The sequence below is a fragment of the Micromonospora sp. NPDC003944 genome, from assembly GCF_053605225.1.
In genome coordinates, this window is record NZ_JBSGIV010000004.1 from 111,531 (window position 1) to 128,448 (window position 16,918).

Below are 16,918 nucleotides of genomic sequence, written 5' to 3' on the forward strand. Positions count from 1 at the left end.
CCTGACCCCCTGAATCTCCGTGACGAGGAAGCGTGCCGTGACCGAGCAGAACCCCGTGCCAGTGGACCCCGCCGACGACCTTCCCGAGCAGATGAAGGTCCGCCGGGAGAAGCGGGACCGGATGCTCGCCGAGGGTGTCGAGCCCTACCCGGTCGGCTTCCCCCGCACCACCACCCTGGCGCAGGTCCGGGCGCGCTACGCCGACCTGCCGACCGACACCGCGACCGGCGACCAGGTCGCGGTCACCGGCCGGGTGATCTTCGTACGCAACACGGGCAAGCTCTGCTTCGCGACCCTGCGCGACGGCGACGGCACCGAGTTGCAGGCGATGCTATCCCTGGACCGGGTCGGGCCGGAGCGGCTGGAGGCGTGGAAGCGACTCGTCGACCTCGGCGACCACGTCGGCGTCACCGGCGAGGTGATCACCAGCCGCCGGGGTGAGCTGTCGGTGCTGGCCCAGCAGTGGGAGATGACCGCCAAGGCGCTGCGTCCACTGCCGGTCGCCCACAAGCCCCTCTCCGAGGAGGCGCGGGTCCGGCAGCGTTATGTCGACCTGATCGTCCGACCGCAGGCACGGGAGATGGTACGCACCCGGGCCGCCGCGGTACGCAGTCTGCGCGATTCACTGCACGGGCAGGGCTTCATCGAGGTGGAAACGCCGATGTTGCAACTGCTGCACGGCGGTGCGACAGCCCGACCGTTCGTGACCCACAGCAATGCGTTGAACACCGATCTGTATCTGCGAATCGCGCCGGAACTGTTTCTCAAGCGCGCTGTGGTCGGTGGCGTCGACCGCGTCTTCGAGATCAACCGCAACTTCCGTAATGAGGGTGTCGACTCTTCGCACTCGCCGGAGTTCGCGATGCTGGAGACGTACCAGGCGTACGGGGACTACGACACGATCGGCGAGCTGACCCGTAATCTCGTGCAACAGGCGGCGATCGCGGTGGGCGGTTCGATGGTGGTGACCCACGCCGACGGGCGGGAGTTCGACCTGGGTGGTGAGTGGCGGTCGGTGACACTCTTCGGCGTGCTTTCCGAAGCGCTCGGCGAGGAGGTCACGGTCCGCACCGACCGGACCCGTCTGGTGGAGTACGCGGACAAGGTGGGATTGGCGGTCGACCCGAAGTGGGGGCCGGGCAAGCTGGCCGAGGAACTGTTCGAGGAACTTGTCGTTCCCGGCCTTGAGGCACCCACCTTCGTGCGGGACTACCCGGAGGAGACCAGCCCGCTCACCCGGGCCCACCGCAGCGAGCCGGGTCTGGCCGAGAAGTGGGACCTCTACGTGCTCGGGTTCGAGCTGGGCACCGGGTACTCCGAGCTGGTCGACCCGATCGTGCAGCGGGAGCGGCTGGTGGCCCAGGCGCAGCTCGCGGCTCGCGGCGACGACGAGGCGATGCGTCTCGACGAGGACTTTCTTCGGGCGATGGAGTATGGAATGCCACCGGCCGGCGGTATGGGAATGGGAATCGACCGCCTCTTGATGGCCCTGACCGGCCTCGGAATTCGGGAAACGATCCTCTTCCCGTTGGTCCGCCAGGAGTAGTCCCACCCGGGCTCACGCCGAGCCGTAACGGGATCCTATTGACGCGGCGAGCGGCGCGGGGGTTATTGTGCTCTCGTTAGCAGGAGCACCCTGCTCGAAAGGAATGTGGGACGTGGCCAAGCAAATCATTCACAAGCTGGTCGATGACCTGGACGGCGGGGACGCGGACGAGACCGTCAAGTTCGCCCTCGACGGCGTTCAGTACGAGATCGACCTGTCGAGCGCCAACGCCGCGAAATTGCGTGATGCATTTGCCTCGTACGTGGGCGCCGGCACCAAGGTCGGCCGGGGCGGCGTGGTGATCGGTGGGCGGGCTGCCCGCGGTCGGGGTGGCGCGACCGCCGATCGGGAACAGAACAAGGCGATCCGGGAGTGGGCCAAGAAGGCCGGCAAGGACATCTCGGACCGCGGTCGTATCCCCCAGGAGATCGTGGACGAGTTCCACGCGAAGCGCTGATCCCTCAGCAGCTCGGTGGCCAGCCGCCACCGCAGGCGACACCGACGCCGGGCCGGAGAACCCCTCCGGGCCGGCGTCGCCGCATCCGCTGACGGGCTTCGTCGCCGTTCCGCGGTAGGTGCCGTCGTCACCGCTCCCGGGTGAGGCGTAATGTCCGTTTCCGGCCGGGAAGGATTCCGGGACGACCGGCGTTGTCCACAACCAGTGGACCAGCTATCCACAACCTGTGGACAACCTCCCCCCAGGGCCCGGCGCGGCGTTCGTCGCGACCGCCGGTACGCCCCTCCGGAGGCTCCCGGAACGCTTCCGGACCCCGGATCGGGCTTCCGTCGAGCCGGTCGGATTTCGCTCTGCGCGTAGCGACAGGGCTACCGGAACACCTCCTGAGCGCGGACGGTTGTGCAAAACGACGTGGAACCGACCCAGAGCAGAGACACACGACCTCAGCTGAGTCGGTCGGCGACGATAGAGTAAGGAGGCACGGACGCCCGTCCCGGACGTTCGTGCACCGGCCCCGCCAAGATCTTGACCATCAAGGCGCACGGCACGTGAGGAGCACGAGGGCATGTTCGAGCGGTTCACCGACCGAGCGCGACGGGTTGTCGTCCTGGCCCAAGAAGAGGCCCGGATGCTCAACCACAACTACATCGGTACGGAACACATCCTGCTGGGCCTGATCCACGAAGGTGAAGGCGTCGCGGCAAAGGCCCTGGAGAGCCTCGGCATCTCCCTTGAGGGCGTCCGCCAGCAGGTCGAGGAGATCATCGGCCAGGGTCAGCAGGCGCCGAGCGGGCACATCCCGTTCACGCCGCGGGCCAAGAAGGTGCTGGAGCTGTCGCTGCGCGAGGCGCTGCAGCTCGGCCACAACTACATCGGCACGGAGCACATCCTGCTCGGGCTGATCCGTGAGGGCGAGGGCGTCGCTGCCCAGGTGCTGGTCAAGCTCGGCGCCGACCTCAACCGGGTCCGCCAGCAGGTGATCCAGCTGCTCTCCGGCTACCAGGGCAAGGAGCCCGCCGCCGCGGGTGCCGCGGCGGGTGAGGCCGCGCCGTCGACCAGCCTGGTGCTGGACCAGTTCGGCCGTAACCTGACTCAGGCCGCCCGCGAGGGCAAGCTCGACCCGGTCATCGGGCGCGAGAAGGAAATCGAGCGGGTCATGCAGGTGCTCTCCCGCCGTACCAAGAACAACCCCGTCCTGATCGGTGAGCCCGGCGTCGGTAAGACCGCCGTGGTGGAGGGCCTGTCCCAGAAGATCATCAAGGGCGAGGTGCCCGAGACCCTCAAGGACAAGCAGCTCTACACGCTCGACCTGGGCGCGCTCGTCGCCGGCTCCCGCTACCGCGGTGACTTCGAGGAGCGCCTCAAGAAGGTGCTCAAGGAGATCCGCACCCGCGGCGACATCATCCTGTTCATCGACGAGATCCACACCCTGGTGGGTGCGGGTGCCGCCGAGGGCGCGATCGACGCCGCGAGCATCCTCAAGCCGATGCTGGCCCGTGGTGAGCTGCAGACCATCGGTGCCACCACGCTCGACGAGTACCGCAAGCACCTGGAGAAGGACGCCGCTCTCGAGCGCCGGTTCCAGCCGATCCAGGTGGGTGAGCCGTCGCTGGCCCACACCATCGAGATCCTCAAGGGCCTGCGTGACCGCTACGAGGCGCACCACCGGGTGAGCATCACCGACGCCGCTCTCGTGGCTGCCGCGACGCTCGCCGACAGGTACATCTCCGACCGCTTCCTCCCGGACAAGGCGATCGACCTGATCGACGAGGCCGGTGCCCGGATGCGGATCCGCCGGATGACCGCGCCGCCAGACCTGCGTGACTTCGACGAGCGCATCGCCCAGGTGCGTCGCGACAAGGAGTCCGCGATCGACGCACAGGACTTCGAGCGTGCCGCCCAGTTGCGCGACAAGGAGAAGCAGCTCCTCGGCCAGAAGGCTCAGCGGGAGAAGGAGTGGAAGGCCGGTGACCTGGACGTCGTCAGCGAGGTCGACGACGAGCAGATCGCCGAGGTGCTCGGCAACTGGACCGGCATCCCGGTCTACAAGCTGACCGAGGAGGAGACCTCGCGCCTGCTGCGCATGGAGGACGAGCTGCACAAGCGCGTCATCGGCCAGGAGGACGCGGTCAAGGCGGTCTCGAAGGCGATCCGGCGTACCCGGGCCGGCCTGAAGGACCCGAAGCGCCCGTCCGGCTCGTTCATCTTCGCCGGCCCGTCCGGTGTCGGTAAGACCGAGCTGTCCAAGGCGCTCGCCGAGTTCCTCTTCGGCAGCGAGGACGCCCTCATCCAGCTGGACATGTCCGAGTTCCACGACCGCTACACGGTCTCCCGGCTCGTGGGTGCCCCTCCCGGCTACGTCGGCTACGACGAGGGCGGGCAGCTGACCGAGAAGGTGCGGCGTCGGCCGTTCTCGGTGGTCCTCTTCGACGAGATCGAGAAGGCCCACCCGGACGTGTTCAACACGCTCCTGCAGATCCTCGAAGACGGTCGGCTCACCGACGGTCAGGGTCGGATCGTGGACTTCAAGAACACGGTCATCATCCTGACCACCAACCTGGGCACCCGTGACGTCGCCAAGGCGGTGTCGCTGGGCTTCCAGCAGTCGGAGGACTCCGAGTCCAACTACGACCGGATGAAGCAGAAGGTCAACGACGAGCTCAAGCAGCACTTCCGGCCTGAGTTCCTCAACCGGATCGACGACACCATCGTCTTCCACCAGCTGCGCCAGACCGAGATCCTCTCGATCGTGGACATCATGATCCAGCGGATCGAAGGCCAGCTGCGCAACAAGGACATGGGTCTGGAGCTGACCGACAACGCCAAGAAGTACCTGGCCGCGAAGGGCTTCGACCCGGTGCTCGGCGCCCGTCCGCTTCGTCGCACGATCCAGCGCGACATCGAGGACAACCTCTCCGAGCGGATCCTGTTCAACGAGCTGACCCCGGGTCAGATCGTCGTGGTCGACTGCGAAGGCGACCCGAACGACATCGACAAGTCCAAGCTCGTCTTCCGGGGCTCGGACAAGCCGGTCGAAGTTCCGGACGCCGTCCCGGCCGACCTCGGTGGCACTGCCGCTGGCACCGCCGCCGCAGGTGTGGACGAGTAACAACAACCAGCAAGGGCGGGGCCCCGGTGGCGCAACAAGCCACCGGGGCCCCGCTTTCTGCGTACCCGAGAAGGCGACACCCGCCGTCTCCCCGCTCGACGTCGCCGACCTCACCCGGCCGCGCTCCCCTGAAACGCCGCGCCCACCGACCGAAGCGTCGCGCCCACCGAGCGAAAAGATCCGCGCAACATCAGGGAAAGTGTCGCCTCGCGGCGTTCGGAAGCAGCACTTTCCCCGATGTTGCGGGCCGGCGCAGGGGGGTGGTGAGCCCGGCGTCAGCCTCGCCCCGATCGAGGCCCATGCAAGATCGCACTACATCCTGGTTGTAGTGGCATCCCGTGCACCCGACACCACTACATCCAGGATCGAGCACGATCGTGGGGGTGAGAGTCGTGGAGCGGAGGACGCGCGGACACGGATGCGCGGTAACGGGTGCGTCAGGTGGTGAGGTCGGCGGTGGGGATGGATGGGCCGTCGCCGACCAGGCGGAAGGAGTCGGCACCGACGGGTTCGACTAGTCCGTCCTGCACCAGGCCGGCGAGGGCGCGGGCGCGTTGCACGTCGTCGGTCCACACCTGGTCGAGCCGCTGGTGCGGGACCGGCCCGGTGTTGTCCCGGAGCACGCCGAGCAGCAGGCCGCGTACCTGTCGGTCGGTGCCCGCGTACCGCTGGGGTCGGCGGGTCGGCCCTGTGGGTGCCTCCTGCCTGGAGGCCCGCCAGGCGCAGACGGACTCGACGGGGCAGGCCGTGCAGCGCGGTGAGCGGGCTGTGCAGATCACCGCGCCCAACTCCATGAACGCGGCGCTGGCAAGTGCCGCTGCGGCCGGTTCAGCCGGGAGTAGTTCCTCGGTGGCGACCAGGTCGGCTGGTCGGGTGACGGGCCCGGCGTCCGGTTCGCCGGCCACCGCCCGGCTCACGACCCGGCGTACGTTGGTGTCGACCACCGGGTGGCGCTGCCCGTAGGCGAAGGCGGCCACCGCTCGTGCCGTGTAGGTGCCGACGCCGGGTAGTGCCAGCAGTTGCTCCAGCCGGTACGGCACCTGGCCGCCGTGCCGCTCGACGATCGCGACCGCGCAGTCGCGTAACCGGACCGCCCGGCGGGGGTAGCCGAGACGTCCCCACATCCGGATCGCCTCGGCGGGGGTGTCCGCCGCCAACGCGGCCGGGTCCGGCCAGCGGGCCAGCCATGCCTGCCAGGCCGGCACCACCCGGACCACGGGTGTCTGCTGGAGCATCACCTCGCTGACCAGGATGGCCCACGGGGTGACCCCGGGCTCGCGCCACGGCAGGTCACGGGCGTGCTGCTGGAACCACCGGCTGACCAGGGTGGCGAACTCGGGTTGCGTCATGGCGTCGTTGATGATGTCACGCCTGCCGTTCCCGTTGGGTGGGCGGCTCGGGCGGGGTGCCACGTCGTGGTTCCGTGGGCGGGGGAGAATGCGCGGATGAACGAGCTCGCGATCACCGTCATCGGTCGGGACCGGCCGGGCATCGTGGCCGACGTCGCGGAGGTGCTGGCCCGACTGGGCGCGAACCTCACCGACAGCACGATGACGCGGCTGCGAGGGCATTTTGCGATGACCCTCATCTGCACGGGTCCGGCCGCCGCCGAGGTCGAGGCCGCGCTGGCGTCGCTTGCCGCCGAGGGCCAGCTGCTGGCGACGGTACGCGCGGTGACCCCGGACGGCGATGTCCCGCCCGCGGGTGAGCCGTACGTGATGGCGGTGCACGGTTCGGACCGGATGGGGATCGTGGCGGCGATGACACGGGTGCTCGTGGACGCGGGAGGGAACGTCACCGACCTGAGTACCCGGTTGACCGGTGCGCTCTACGTTGTCCTGGCGGAGGTCGAGTTGCCGGCCGGTGTGGCGGACCCTCTGGTCGACCGGTTGCACCGGACGGCTGCCGAGCTGGGCGTGGAGGTCACCCTCCGGCCGGCGGACCCGGACCTGTTGTGACCGGCGAGGAGCGCGGGCCGGACGCCGGCCTGGGAGACTGGACGCCGGAGTCGCTCGACGTGCCGGGCGAGGTGCGGGCGGTGGTGTCTGCCCCGCACCCGGTGCTGAGTCGGGCCGCGGACGAGGTCGACCCCACGGCGAAGGAGACGGTCCAACTCGCGGCCGACCTGATCGCCACGATGAGGGTCTCCCCGGGCTGTGTCGGGCTGGCCGCGCCGCAGGTCGGGGTGGGTGCTCGTGTCTTCGCGGTCGACGTGACCGGGCACCCCAAGGCGGTGACGGTGCACGGCACCTTCGTGCTGTGCAACGCGCGGGTGGTCGAGGCGACGCGGTGGAAGCCAGGCCGGGAGGGCTGCATGTCGGTGCCGGACCTGACCGGGGACGTGAAACGGGCCAGCCGCCTGGTGGTGGAGGGTGATCTGCCGGGCAGCGGTGAGCCGGTCCGGCTGGTGACCGACGGCTTCGAGGCGCGGGCGTTGCAGCACGAGATCGACCACTGTGCGGGCTTGCTCTTCCTGGACCGGGTGGCCGGTGCGCACGGTGTCTACCAGCGCAAGGTCTACCTGTGACCGAGGTGCGCTGCGTCCACAGTGGAGATGCCGTGACGCGCCTCGAATCGGTTCCGGCGCGTCGCGCCGCCGTGGCGGCTACGGCGCGGCTACGGTGGAGGGCATCATGCGTCTGACGGTCGGCCCCCTGTCACCCGCCGTGTACTGGCGGCGTCGCGCCGTCGTACTCGGAGCGGGTCTCCTCTTCCTGATTGTCCTGCTCTACTCGTGCACCGGCTCCGGCGGCCAGGAGCCGAAGGCGGGTGGTTCGCCGTCGGCGACGTCCGCCGCGACGTCCGACCCCGGTGGCCCGGTGCTGACACCGCAGACCGGAGGGCCGTCACCGTCCGCCTCCGCTGATCCGGCTGCGACGAACCCGAGCCCGGCGATCACCAGCAACACGCCGCCGTTGGGTGCGGCGGCTGGTTCGGAGGACGACGGCACCTGCACCAACGACGAGATCAGTGTGGTCTCGTCGGCGAGCCAGACCTCGGTGCAGCGCGGCGCGGTGGTCGAGCTACAGCTGAAGATCAAGAACACGTCGGATCGAACCTGTAGTCGCAACGTCGGCGCCGACTTCCAGGAGATCTTCATCAAGTCCGGTGCCGAGAAGGTCTGGTCGTCGGACACCTGCGGCAAGGTCGAGGGCTCGGACGTGCAGTCCTTCACGCCGAACTTCGAGCGCTCCTACCAGGTGCCCTGGAACGGGCGGGACACCAGCCGTTGCGATGGTGCGCTGGCCGGCGGGCCGTTCGCATCGGTCGGGTCGTACCAGGTGTTCGCCCGGGTCGGCACGAAGCTCAGCGACCCGGTGAAGCTCACCGTCACCGGCTGAGCCGGGTCAGACGTAGCGTTCCAGGATGGATGCCTCGGCGAGCCGGGACAGCCCCTCACGGACGCCACGGGCCCGGGCGTCGCCGACCCCCTCGACGGCTTGCAGGTCTTCCACCGTCGCGCCGAGCAGCCGCTGGAGGCTGCCGAAGTGCAGCACCAGGCGGTCGACCACCGCCACCGGGAGTCGGGGCACCTTGGCCAGCAGTCGGAAGCCGCGCGGACTGACCGCGGCGTCGAGCGCGTCGGACGCGGCCGGGTAGCCGATCGCCTTGGCGACCGACACCAGGTCGATCAGCTCGGTGGCACCGAGCAGGTCCAGCTCGACGAGAGCCTCGTCCAGGGTGCGCGACTTGCGGCCGACGGGGAGGTAGTCCCGAATGACGAGTGTCCGGTCGGCGTCCACGCCGGCCATCAGCTCGTCGAGTTGCAGGGCGAGCAGGCGACCGTCGGTGCCCAGCTCCACCACGTAGCCGGCGATCTCGTCGGCGATCCGGCGAACCATCTCCAGTCGCTGCACCACTGCCACCGCGTCGCGCACGGTGACCAGATCCTCGATCTCCAGGGCGGAGAGCGTGCCGGAGACCTCGTCCAGTCGGAGCTTGTAGCGCTCCAGGGTGGCGAGCGCCTGGTTGGCGCGGGAGAGGATGGCCGCCGAGTCGTCGAGCACGTGCCGTTGCCCGTTGACGTAGAGGCTGATGATCCGCATCGACTGGCTGACCGAGATGACCGGGTAACCGGTCTGGCGGGCCACCCGCTCAGCGGTCCGGTGCCGGGTGCCGGACTCTTCGGTCGGGATGGACGGGTCGGGCATCAGGTGCACGGCCGCCCGGACGATCCTGGTGCCGTCGCTGGAGAGCACGACAGCGCCGTCCATCTTGCACAGCTCACGTACGCGCGTCGCGGAGAACTCCACGTCCAGTGGGAAGCCGCCGGTGCACAGGCCCTCGACCACCTTGTCGTAGCCGAGCACGATGAGCGCGCCCGTGCGACCCCGCAGGATGCGCTCCAGGCCGTCACGCAGGGCGGTGCCCGGGGCCATCAGGGCAAGGTTTGCCCGCAGCGGATCTCCGGCGCTCCCGGCGGGCCCCGCGGTCACGTTCACGCTGATCGGGCGGGCCGGCGAGCCCACGGCGCCGGTGCGGGCCTGAGGCGGCGCGCCGGCTGGCTTGGTGGTATCGCGGTCGATCGGCACGGGCACAGTCTACGGACTGCCGTGCGGTGGGTGCTGTCGTGGTTACTGTGATGTGTCACGATGCCGCCCTCGTCGACGTTTCCCGCTTGCGCCGTGCTGTCCCGTTTCGCCGCCCTCGTCGGCACAGTGGGTCACTCGGCGGACGCACGGGCCGCATGGTGCAGCGCCGAACGGACATCGGTGACCTCGGTCACCCGCATCTGCTCGGGCCCGGCGCCGGTGCTGGCCGGGCCGCAGCCGGGCGGGACCAGTGCCACCTTGAACCCCAGTCGGGCCGCCTCGGCCAGCCGGCGCGGCACCGCACCGACCCGACGCACCTCGCCGGTCAGCCCCACCTCGCCGATCGCCACCAGGTGCGGTGCGATCGCCAGGTTGAGCCCGCCGGAGGCGACCGCCAGGGCCACCGCAAGGTCGGCGGCCGGCTCCACCACCCGGATGCCGCCCACGGTAGCGGCGAAGACCTCCCGGTCGTGCAGGGTCAGCCGTTCGGTGCGCCGCTGCAGCACCGCGAGCACCATCGCCAGGCGCGCCGAGTCGAGGCCGGAGACGGTGCGCCGGGGAGAGCCGGCCACCGTCGCGCCGATGAGCGCCTGCACCTCGGTGACCAGCGCCCGCCGGCCCTCCATGGCGACTGTCACGCAGGTGCCCGGGACCGGCTCCGCGTAGCGGGTCAGGAACAGCCCGGACGGGTCGGCCAGGCTGCTGATGCCGCCCTCGTGCATCTCGAAGCAGCCGACCTCGTCGGCCGCGCCGAACCTGTTCTTCACGCCGCGCACCAGGCGCAGCGACGAGTGCTTGTCGCCCTCGAAGTGCAGCACCACGTCGACCAGATGCTCCAGCACCCGAGGCCCGGCCACCTGGCCGTCCTTGGTGACGTGCCCGACCAGCACGGTGGCGATGCCCCGCTCCTTGGCGACCGAGACCAGCGCGGCGGTGACCGCGCGGACCTGGGTGACCCCACCGGGCACCCCCTCGGTGCCGGTGGTCGAGATGGTCTGCACCGAGTCGAGCACCAACAGGCCCGGCTTGACCGCGTCGAGGTGACCGAGCACCGAGGCCAGGTCGCTCTCGGCGGCGAGGTAGAGCTGCTCGTGCAGGGTGCCCATCCGCTCGGCGCGCAGCCGCACCTGATTGACCGACTCTTCGCCGCTGACCACGAGCGAGGGGCTGCCGGCACCGACCGCCCACTGCTGCGCCACATCGAGCAGGAGGGTCGACTTGCCGACGCCGGGCTCGCCGGCGAGCAACACCACGGCGCCGGGGACCAGGCCGCCGCCGAGCACCCGGTCGAGCTCGCTCACCCCGGTGGGACGGGCGCGGGCCGGAGCGGCGCTGATGGTGGCGATCGGCCGGGCCGGCTCGGACGGCATCCGGGAGCTGACCACCCGCCCAGAGACGGTCGGGCCGGTCACCGTGTGCTCGACCACCGCCCCCCACTCGCCGCACTCGGGGCAGCGCCCCACCCACTTGGGTGGCTGGTGCCCGCAGGCGTCGCACTGGTAGGCGGGACGCGGGTCGCGGGCGGCGGACCGACCACGGGAGGCGCCGGCCGTGCCGCCACGCGGAGCTGTCGATCGGGAGGTGGTCACATCAGGACGCTAGCCCCCGCGTACGACGAAAACACCCCGGCGTGGTGGTAACCACGCCGGGGCGTCCGTCGATCTGCGGGTCGGGTCACTCGTGGGTCGTGCCGCCCTCGTCGCCCTCGTAGCCGCCCTCGCGCTCGATGATCGGCGACGGAGGAGCTGCCGGGGTGAGCGGCACCGCGACCGGGGCCTGCCCGGTGACCGTGTTGCCGTTGCCGAAGTCGAAGGTCACGACGACGTTCTGGCCGGAGCGCAGCGCCTCGGTCAGGCCGATCAGCCGGAGCTGCGTGGTGGCCTCGGAGTTGAACTGGATGTAGCTCAACGGCGCCAGCTCGATCCGGGCCGGCTGGCCCGGGGCGGCCGGGCTTGCCGAACCGGACGCCCGCGCCGACTCCGGGGCGGACGGGGTGGCCGAGGACGACCCGGTCTCGGAGGGCGTCGCCGACGGGCTCGGCGAACCGGAAGTCGAGGTCGACGGGCTTGCCGAACCGGACGGCGACGGGCTCATGGAGGCGGACTCCGAGGCGGACGGCGACGGGCTCGCCGAGCCGCCGCTGATCACCACCTCGCGGGCGCTCTCGGTGGTGACGGTGACAGTCACCGTCTCCTTGGAGTCGTTGTAGATCACGGCGCCGAGCCCCGCGTCCTGCCCGGCCCGGTAACCCTCGGTGCCCGGGAAGTCGACGAGCAGGCCGCGCACCGAGAAGGAACCGTTGTCGGTCGTGAGGTTGACGCCCTGGACCGACGGCTCCTTCAACGCGGTCTCGGCGATCTGACCGGTGCCGCATCCGGAAGCCAGCAGGCTGGCCGCCGCGATCCCGGACAGCAACAGAGCCGCCCGCCGGGATCCCCTGATCGAGCGCGTCACGTCGGTCCTCCTCGTCACAATCCCCACCCGGGCCGTACGCCGGGCACGGTGGCCATACCCGCGCAGACCGCGCTCCAGGGTAGTTGGGGCTGATCGAGGCCCGCACACGGACCCGGCAATGCCACCTGCCCGGGTGGCGTTCACACCACCCGACCGCTCGCCACCAGCAGAACCACGTCGATGAGGGCCACCAGCATCACCGCCCGGAACGCCGCCACCGGCCGCCGCCCTGCGCGGATCGCCGAGCGCCCGGCGTACCAGCTCAGTGGCGGCACCACGGCGGCCGTGCCGACCGCGGCCCAGCCGATCGCCGACGGCGGCCCGGGTGGTCCGAGGACCAGGGTCGCGGTCGCCGCGAGGAGGAGACCCGCCGCGGCCATCCGGCTGCCGGCGGCGCCCAGCCGGTGGGGCAGCCCCCGCACGCCGGTGCGGGCGTCGTCGGCCAGGTCGGGCAGCACGTTGGCGAAGTGCGCGCCGGCGCCCAGGCAGGCCGCCGCCACCACCAGCCAGACGGGTGGGGCCGGCTGACCGGGCAGCGCCAGCACCACGAAGGCGGGCAGCGCGCCGAACGACACGGCGTAGGGCAGCACCGAGAACGCGGTGGCCTTGAGCGGCCAGTCGTACAGCAGGGCGGAGACCAGGGCGAGCGTCAGCCAGAACGCCGCCGTCGGGTTCGTGGTCAGCGCCAGCAGCGGGCAGGCCACCGCGGCCGCCGCGGCGACCCAGGCCGTGACGCGGCGACCGACCGCGCCACTTGCGACGGGTTTGTCGGTACGCCCCACAGTGGCGTCCCGCTCGGCGTCGAGCGCGTCGTTGGTCCAGCCGACGGCGAGTTGGCTGGCCAGCACGGCGAGCACCACCGAGACGATTCCGGCCGGCCGGTGGCCCACGCCCCAGGCCAGCAGACCGGCCACCGTGGTCACCGCTGCGGCCGGTTCCGGATGGCTCGCCCTGACCAGCCCTAACACCCTCGACGACATAAGGGAAGTCTGGTCGTTACCGAGCAGTCGTGCCACGCTCGGTTCCATGCGAGACGTGGCTGCGGCCGGGGCATCCACTGGTGCGAGGGTGCTGCCGCGAAACGATCCGCGTCAGTACGACGATCTGGCCGGAGAGTGGTGGCGGCCGGATGGCGCGTTCGCGATGCTGCACTGGCTGGCGGAGGCGCGCGCCGCGCTGGTGCCGCCGGCCACCCGTCCGGGCGCGTTGCTCGTCGACCTGGGCTGCGGTGCCGGCCTGCTCGCGCCGCACCTGAACGGCAAGGGCTACCGCCACGTCGGGGTGGATCTGACGCGTTCGGCCCTCGTTCAGGCGGCCGAGCACGGGGTGCGCGTGGTCCAGGGTGATGCGACCGCAGTTCCGCTTCCTGACGGCTGCGCCGACGTGGTCTCGGCGGGCGAGTTGCTGGAGCACGTGCCGGCCTGGCCGCAAGCCGTGGCCGAGGCGTGTCGGCTGCTGCGCCCCGGCGGCGTGCTGGTACTGGACACCCTGAACGACACGGCGCTGGCCCGGCTCGTCGCGGTCCGGATCGCCGAGCGCCTGCCGACGGTGCCCCGCGGCATCCACGATCCGCGGTTGTTCGTGGACGCGCGGGCGCTCGTGGCGGAGTGCGCCCGACACGGTGTCGACCTGCGGCTGCAGGGCATCCGTCCGCAGGTCGGCGGCGTGCTCGCCTGGCTGCTGCGCCGGGCCCGCGCGGGCACGTCGGCAGGTGCGGTGCCCGCCGGCCGCGCGCCGCGCATCGTGCCGACCCGGTCCACCGCCGTGCTCTACCAGGGCCGGGGGGTCCGCAAAGGATAGTCAGGCCGTGGCGGGGTATGGAACGCCGAGGAGGAACGAGATGACGGTGCACGCGCTCGAGGCAGCACGCCGGTTGGCACCGCGGTTCGCCGCGCGGGCGGCCGAGCACGACCGGGACGGTTCCTTCCCCGTGGACGACTTCGCCGACCTGCGGGAGGCCGGCCTGTTCGGGCTGATGGTGCCCCGGGCGCTCGGCGGCCTGGGGGCCACCTTCGCCGAGTACGCAGCGGTGGCCACTGAGCTTGCCCGGGGCAACGGTGCGACCGCCCTGGTGTTCAACATGCACGCCTCGGTGACCGGCGCGCTCGGCGCGGTCACCGAGGAGTTGGCCGAGGCGCTTGGCGTGCCGGACGAGGCGCTTGCCGCCCGCGACCGACTGCTCGGCGCGGCGGCGCAGGGCTCCTGGTACGCGGTCGCGATGAGCGAGCGTGGCGCGGGCGCGCGGCTGTCCCAGCTGACCACGGCGTACGAGCCGACCGAAGGGGGCTGGCACCTCAAGGGCAGCAAGACCTTCTGCTCCGGCGCCGGGCACGCGGACGGCTACCTGGTGGCCGCCCGCAGCGTGGCCGACCAGTCGGTGGTCTCCCAGTTCCTGGTGCCGGCCGGCGACGGGCTGACCGTGGAGCCGACCTGGGACTCGCTCGGCATGCGCGCCACCTCCTCCCACGACCTGCACCTGGACGTCAGCGTGCCCGCCGACCGGCTGCTCGGCGGGGTGGAGGGGTTGGCCTTGGTGGTCGCTCAACTGATGCCGCACTGGCTGGTGGCCAGTTACGCGGCCGTCTACGTGGGGGTGGCCCGCGCGGCGATCGACGCGGCGGCCGAGCACCTCAACGCCCGCAACCTGGCCGGTCTGCCGGCGGTGCGGGCCCGGCTGGGTCGGGCGGACGCGGCGACGGCCGCCGCGCAGTTGGTGGTGGCCGAGGCGGCCCGCCGGGTGGACGAGGCGCCGGGTGATGAGGAGACCAACCGCTGGGTGTGGCGGGCGAAGCTGCTCGCCGGCACCACTGCCGCCGAGGTGGCGGCGTCGGTGCTGGAGGCAGCGGGCACCTCGGCGACCCGCCGTGGTCATCCGCTGGAGCGGCTCTACCGCGACGCCCGCTGCGGTTCACTGCACCCGGCCACGTCGGACGTCTGCGCCGACTGGCTCGGCATCGCCGCGCTCGGCGGCGACCCGGACCGCGACGGATCGGCACCGCGTTGGTGAGCCCGCGCCCCCGGGCTCGTACGGAGAAACGGCCAGCCGAGGTGGCTGGTGGGACGGCCAGGGGGAGGACAGCATCTGACGAGAGGTGGGGATCGTGTCCGTACCAGTGATCGCGGGGCTCGGGACAGCGCAGCCGCCGTCCGCTTCGCAGGACGAGTTGTGGGAGGGTTTCTTCTCCAAGCACTTCTCCGGCACCACCCGGTCGTTGGCCCAGCGCATCTTCGCCAACTCGGGCGTGACCCGACGGCAGGCGGCGGTCAACCCGCTGCTGGAGGATGTCTCGGACTGGCCGACCGAGCGCCGGATGCGCCGTTACCAGGTGGAGGCGCTGCCGCTGGGCAAGGAGGCGGTGGGTCGGGCGTTGACGGCGGCGGGGCTGGACGCCGGCGACATCGGGTTGTTCATCGTCTGCTCCTGCACGGGGTACGCCACCCCGGGGCTGGACATCCTCCTCGCCCGGGACCTGGGCATGGCCGCGGACACCCAGCGGATGTTCATCGGCCACATGGGTTGTTACGCGGCGTTGCCGGGGCTAGGCGCGGCAAGTGACTTCGTCGCCGCCCGGGGCCGACCGGCGCTCCTGCTCTGCGCGGAGCTGACCAGCCTGCACATCCAGCCGTCAAGCGCCCGGGTGGACACCCAGCAGATCGTCTCCCACGCGCTCTTCTCGGACGCCGCGGTCGCCGCCGTGGTCGTGCCGGGTGGCCGGGGGTACGCGGTACGCGAGGTCACCGCCGTCACCGACACCTCGACCGCCGACCACATGACCTGGGACGTCACCGACGCGGGGTTCCGGATGGGGCTGTCGCCGAAGGTGCCGCAGGTGTTGTCGAGGCACGTCCGTGGGCTTGTCGAGGATCTGCTGGCCCGGCACGGTGTCACCAGCTCCGAGGTGGACGGTTGGGCGGTGCACCCGGGCGGGCCGCGGATCCTCAACGTGGTCGAGCGGGAGTTGGCGCTGCCCCCGCTGGGGCTGGCGGCGTCCTGGGCGACGCTCGACGAGCACGGCAACTGTTCGTCGCCGACCGTCCTGCTGATCCTGGATCGGCTGGGCCGGGCTGCCCCGGCGGCCCGGCGCATCGTCATGCTGGCCTTCGGCCCAGGTCTCACCCTGTACGCCGCCCTGCTCGATCGACAGGACTGAACCTCCGGCCGGTACGCTCGGGTGGTGGATGCGACGGAGGACGATCGGCTGCGCTCGGTGGTGCTGTTCGTAGCCGCGGCGGCCGTCCTGGTGGTCGGCGGCTGGTGGTGGCGCTCCGCCGCGCCCGCGTCGACGGCCGGGACGGCCGCCTCTCCCACGGCGACCCCGAGCGCCGAGCGGAGCGTCGGCACCCCACTGGAACGCCTCATCCTGGATGACGAGCCCGAAGAGCGGATCACGGCTCGGATGGACCCCGCCACCGGCGAGGTCGTCCGGGTGCAGAGCAGCCCGTGGGCGGTGATCGACCCGGAGACGGGCTCGATCACCGACATCGAGGGCGATCCCGAGGCGCTCTTTCCCTCGGGTGACCTGCCGCCGTTCCACGAGACGATCTGGCGGGAGCAACGGGAACTCGCTCCTGGTGAGGGGCTGACCCGACAGGCCAGCAACGATGGCGCCCGCTACCTGTTGCAGTACCGGTGCACCCGGCCGGGCACGTTGGCGGTGACGTCCACCGGAGCCGAGATCGTCGGCCAGCCGCGCATCGACTGCGACGGCGCGATCGCCAATGCCGAGGTGCTGCCAGGAAGCGGGCCGTTCCGGGTGTCGCTGTCGGCCGTCGACCGGCCGGTCGACATCGAGGCGCAGCTCGTCGCGCTGCGGCGCTGA

General features: G+C 71.2%; 15 protein-coding genes. 10 read left to right on the forward strand and 5 right to left on the reverse strand.

Annotated elements, in window-relative coordinates; translation table 11 throughout:
* Positions 1-37 precede the first annotated feature (37 nt).
* From lysS to ACWER9_RS03465, 3 genes are all read left to right on the forward strand, one after another.
* Positions 38-1,546 carry a lysine--tRNA ligase gene (gene lysS / locus ACWER9_RS03455; protein WP_452300266.1) on the forward strand — a complete coding sequence of 503 codons (1,509 nt, stop codon included), beginning with the start codon at positions 38-40 and terminating at the stop codon, positions 1,544-1,546.
* 112 nt (positions 1,547-1,658) lie between these two features.
* Positions 1,659-2,003: a histone-like nucleoid-structuring protein Lsr2 gene (locus ACWER9_RS03460; RefSeq protein WP_036392792.1), complete on the forward strand. Its 345-nt coding sequence runs from the start codon at positions 1,659-1,661 to the stop codon at positions 2,001-2,003.
* Between the two features lie 565 nt (positions 2,004-2,568).
* Positions 2,569-5,112, forward strand: a complete 2,544-nt coding sequence (locus ACWER9_RS03465) for an ATP-dependent Clp protease ATP-binding subunit (protein ID WP_452300267.1) — start codon at positions 2,569-2,571, stop codon at positions 5,110-5,112.
* A 437-nt stretch (positions 5,113-5,549) separates the two neighbouring features.
* Here ACWER9_RS03465 and ACWER9_RS03470 read toward each other — a convergent pair whose 3' ends face one another.
* Positions 5,550-6,461: an A/G-specific adenine glycosylase gene (locus tag ACWER9_RS03470; RefSeq protein WP_452300268.1), complete on the reverse strand. Its 912-nt coding sequence runs from the start codon at positions 6,459-6,461 to the stop codon at positions 5,550-5,552.
* A 96-nt stretch (positions 6,462-6,557) separates the two neighbouring features.
* Between ACWER9_RS03470 and ACWER9_RS03475 the strand changes: the two genes are divergently transcribed.
* From ACWER9_RS03475 to ACWER9_RS03485, 3 genes are all read left to right on the forward strand, one after another.
* Entirely contained in the window at positions 6,558-7,070 is a 513-nt protein-coding gene (locus ACWER9_RS03475) for a glycine cleavage system protein R (RefSeq protein WP_452300269.1), read from the forward strand.
* Positions 7,067-7,639, forward strand: a complete 573-nt coding sequence (locus ACWER9_RS03480) for a peptide deformylase (RefSeq protein WP_452300270.1) — start codon at positions 7,067-7,069, stop codon at positions 7,637-7,639. Before ACWER9_RS03475 ends, ACWER9_RS03480 begins: the two co-directional genes overlap by 4 nt.
* A 106-nt stretch (positions 7,640-7,745) precedes the next feature.
* On the forward strand, positions 7,746-8,453 hold the full coding sequence (locus ACWER9_RS03485; protein ID WP_452300271.1) for a hypothetical protein: 708 nt from the start codon (positions 7,746-7,748) through the stop codon (positions 8,451-8,453).
* Between the two features lie 6 nt (positions 8,454-8,459).
* Here the strand turns inward: ACWER9_RS03485 and disA are convergent, their stop codons facing one another.
* The 4 genes from disA to ACWER9_RS03505 all read right to left on the reverse strand — a co-directional run bounded on the left by disA (position 8,460) and on the right by ACWER9_RS03505 (position 13,078).
* Positions 8,460-9,644 carry a DNA integrity scanning diadenylate cyclase DisA gene (disA, locus tag ACWER9_RS03490; protein WP_357358221.1) on the reverse strand — a complete coding sequence of 395 codons (1,185 nt, stop codon included), beginning with the start codon at positions 9,642-9,644 and terminating at the stop codon, positions 8,460-8,462.
* A gap of 131 nt (positions 9,645-9,775) precedes the next feature.
* Positions 9,776-11,233 (reverse strand): DNA repair protein RadA, encoded by a 1,458-nt coding sequence (gene radA / locus ACWER9_RS03495; RefSeq protein WP_452300272.1) that lies wholly within the window; start codon positions 11,231-11,233, stop codon positions 9,776-9,778.
* Between the two features lie 85 nt (positions 11,234-11,318).
* Positions 11,319-12,098, reverse strand: a complete 780-nt coding sequence (locus tag ACWER9_RS03500) for a hypothetical protein (protein WP_452300273.1) — start codon at positions 12,096-12,098, stop codon at positions 11,319-11,321.
* A gap of 140 nt (positions 12,099-12,238) precedes the next feature.
* Positions 12,239-13,078 carry a UbiA family prenyltransferase gene (locus ACWER9_RS03505; RefSeq protein WP_452300274.1) on the reverse strand — a complete coding sequence of 280 codons (840 nt, stop codon included), beginning with the start codon at positions 13,076-13,078 and terminating at the stop codon, positions 12,239-12,241.
* 46 nt (positions 13,079-13,124) lie between these two features.
* On the opposite strand from ACWER9_RS03505, the gene ACWER9_RS03510 reads away from it, so the two are divergent.
* The 4 genes from ACWER9_RS03510 (at position 13,125) to ACWER9_RS03525 (ending at position 16,918) form a co-directional block, all read left to right on the forward strand.
* Entirely contained in the window at positions 13,125-13,898 is a 774-nt protein-coding gene (locus tag ACWER9_RS03510; RefSeq protein ID WP_452300275.1) for a class I SAM-dependent methyltransferase, read from the forward strand.
* A 40-nt stretch (positions 13,899-13,938) separates the two neighbouring features.
* Positions 13,939-15,105: an acyl-CoA dehydrogenase family protein gene (locus ACWER9_RS03515; RefSeq protein WP_452300276.1), complete on the forward strand. Its 1,167-nt coding sequence runs from the start codon at positions 13,939-13,941 to the stop codon at positions 15,103-15,105.
* 94 nt (positions 15,106-15,199) lie between these two features.
* Complete coding sequence (locus tag ACWER9_RS03520) at positions 15,200-16,249, forward strand: type III polyketide synthase (protein WP_452300277.1); 1,050 nt, start codon at positions 15,200-15,202, stop codon at positions 16,247-16,249.
* A gap of 24 nt (positions 16,250-16,273) precedes the next feature.
* On the forward strand, positions 16,274-16,918 hold the full coding sequence (locus ACWER9_RS03525; RefSeq protein WP_452300278.1) for a hypothetical protein: 645 nt from the start codon (positions 16,274-16,276) through the stop codon (positions 16,916-16,918).

Excerpts from the sequence above, each read along its gene's own strand:
- ACWER9_RS03515 (WP_452300276.1), top strand. The coding sequence starts at position 13,939 with ATGACGGTGCACGCGCTCGAGGCAGCACGCCGGTTGGCACCGCGGTTC.
- ACWER9_RS03505 (WP_452300274.1), bottom strand. The coding sequence starts at position 13,078 with ATGTCGTCGAGGGTGTTAGGGCTGGTCAGGGCGAGCCATCCGGAACCG.
- ACWER9_RS03470 (WP_452300268.1), bottom strand. The coding sequence starts at position 6,461 with ATGACGCAACCCGAGTTCGCCACCCTGGTCAGCCGGTGGTTCCAGCAG.
- ACWER9_RS03485 (WP_452300271.1), top strand. The coding sequence starts at position 7,746 with ATGCGTCTGACGGTCGGCCCCCTGTCACCCGCCGTGTACTGGCGGCGT.
- ACWER9_RS03465 (WP_452300267.1), top strand. The coding sequence starts at position 2,569 with ATGTTCGAGCGGTTCACCGACCGAGCGCGACGGGTTGTCGTCCTGGCC.
- ACWER9_RS03475 (WP_452300269.1), top strand. The coding sequence starts at position 6,558 with ATGAACGAGCTCGCGATCACCGTCATCGGTCGGGACCGGCCGGGCATC.
- ACWER9_RS03510 (WP_452300275.1), top strand. The coding sequence starts at position 13,125 with ATGCGAGACGTGGCTGCGGCCGGGGCATCCACTGGTGCGAGGGTGCTG.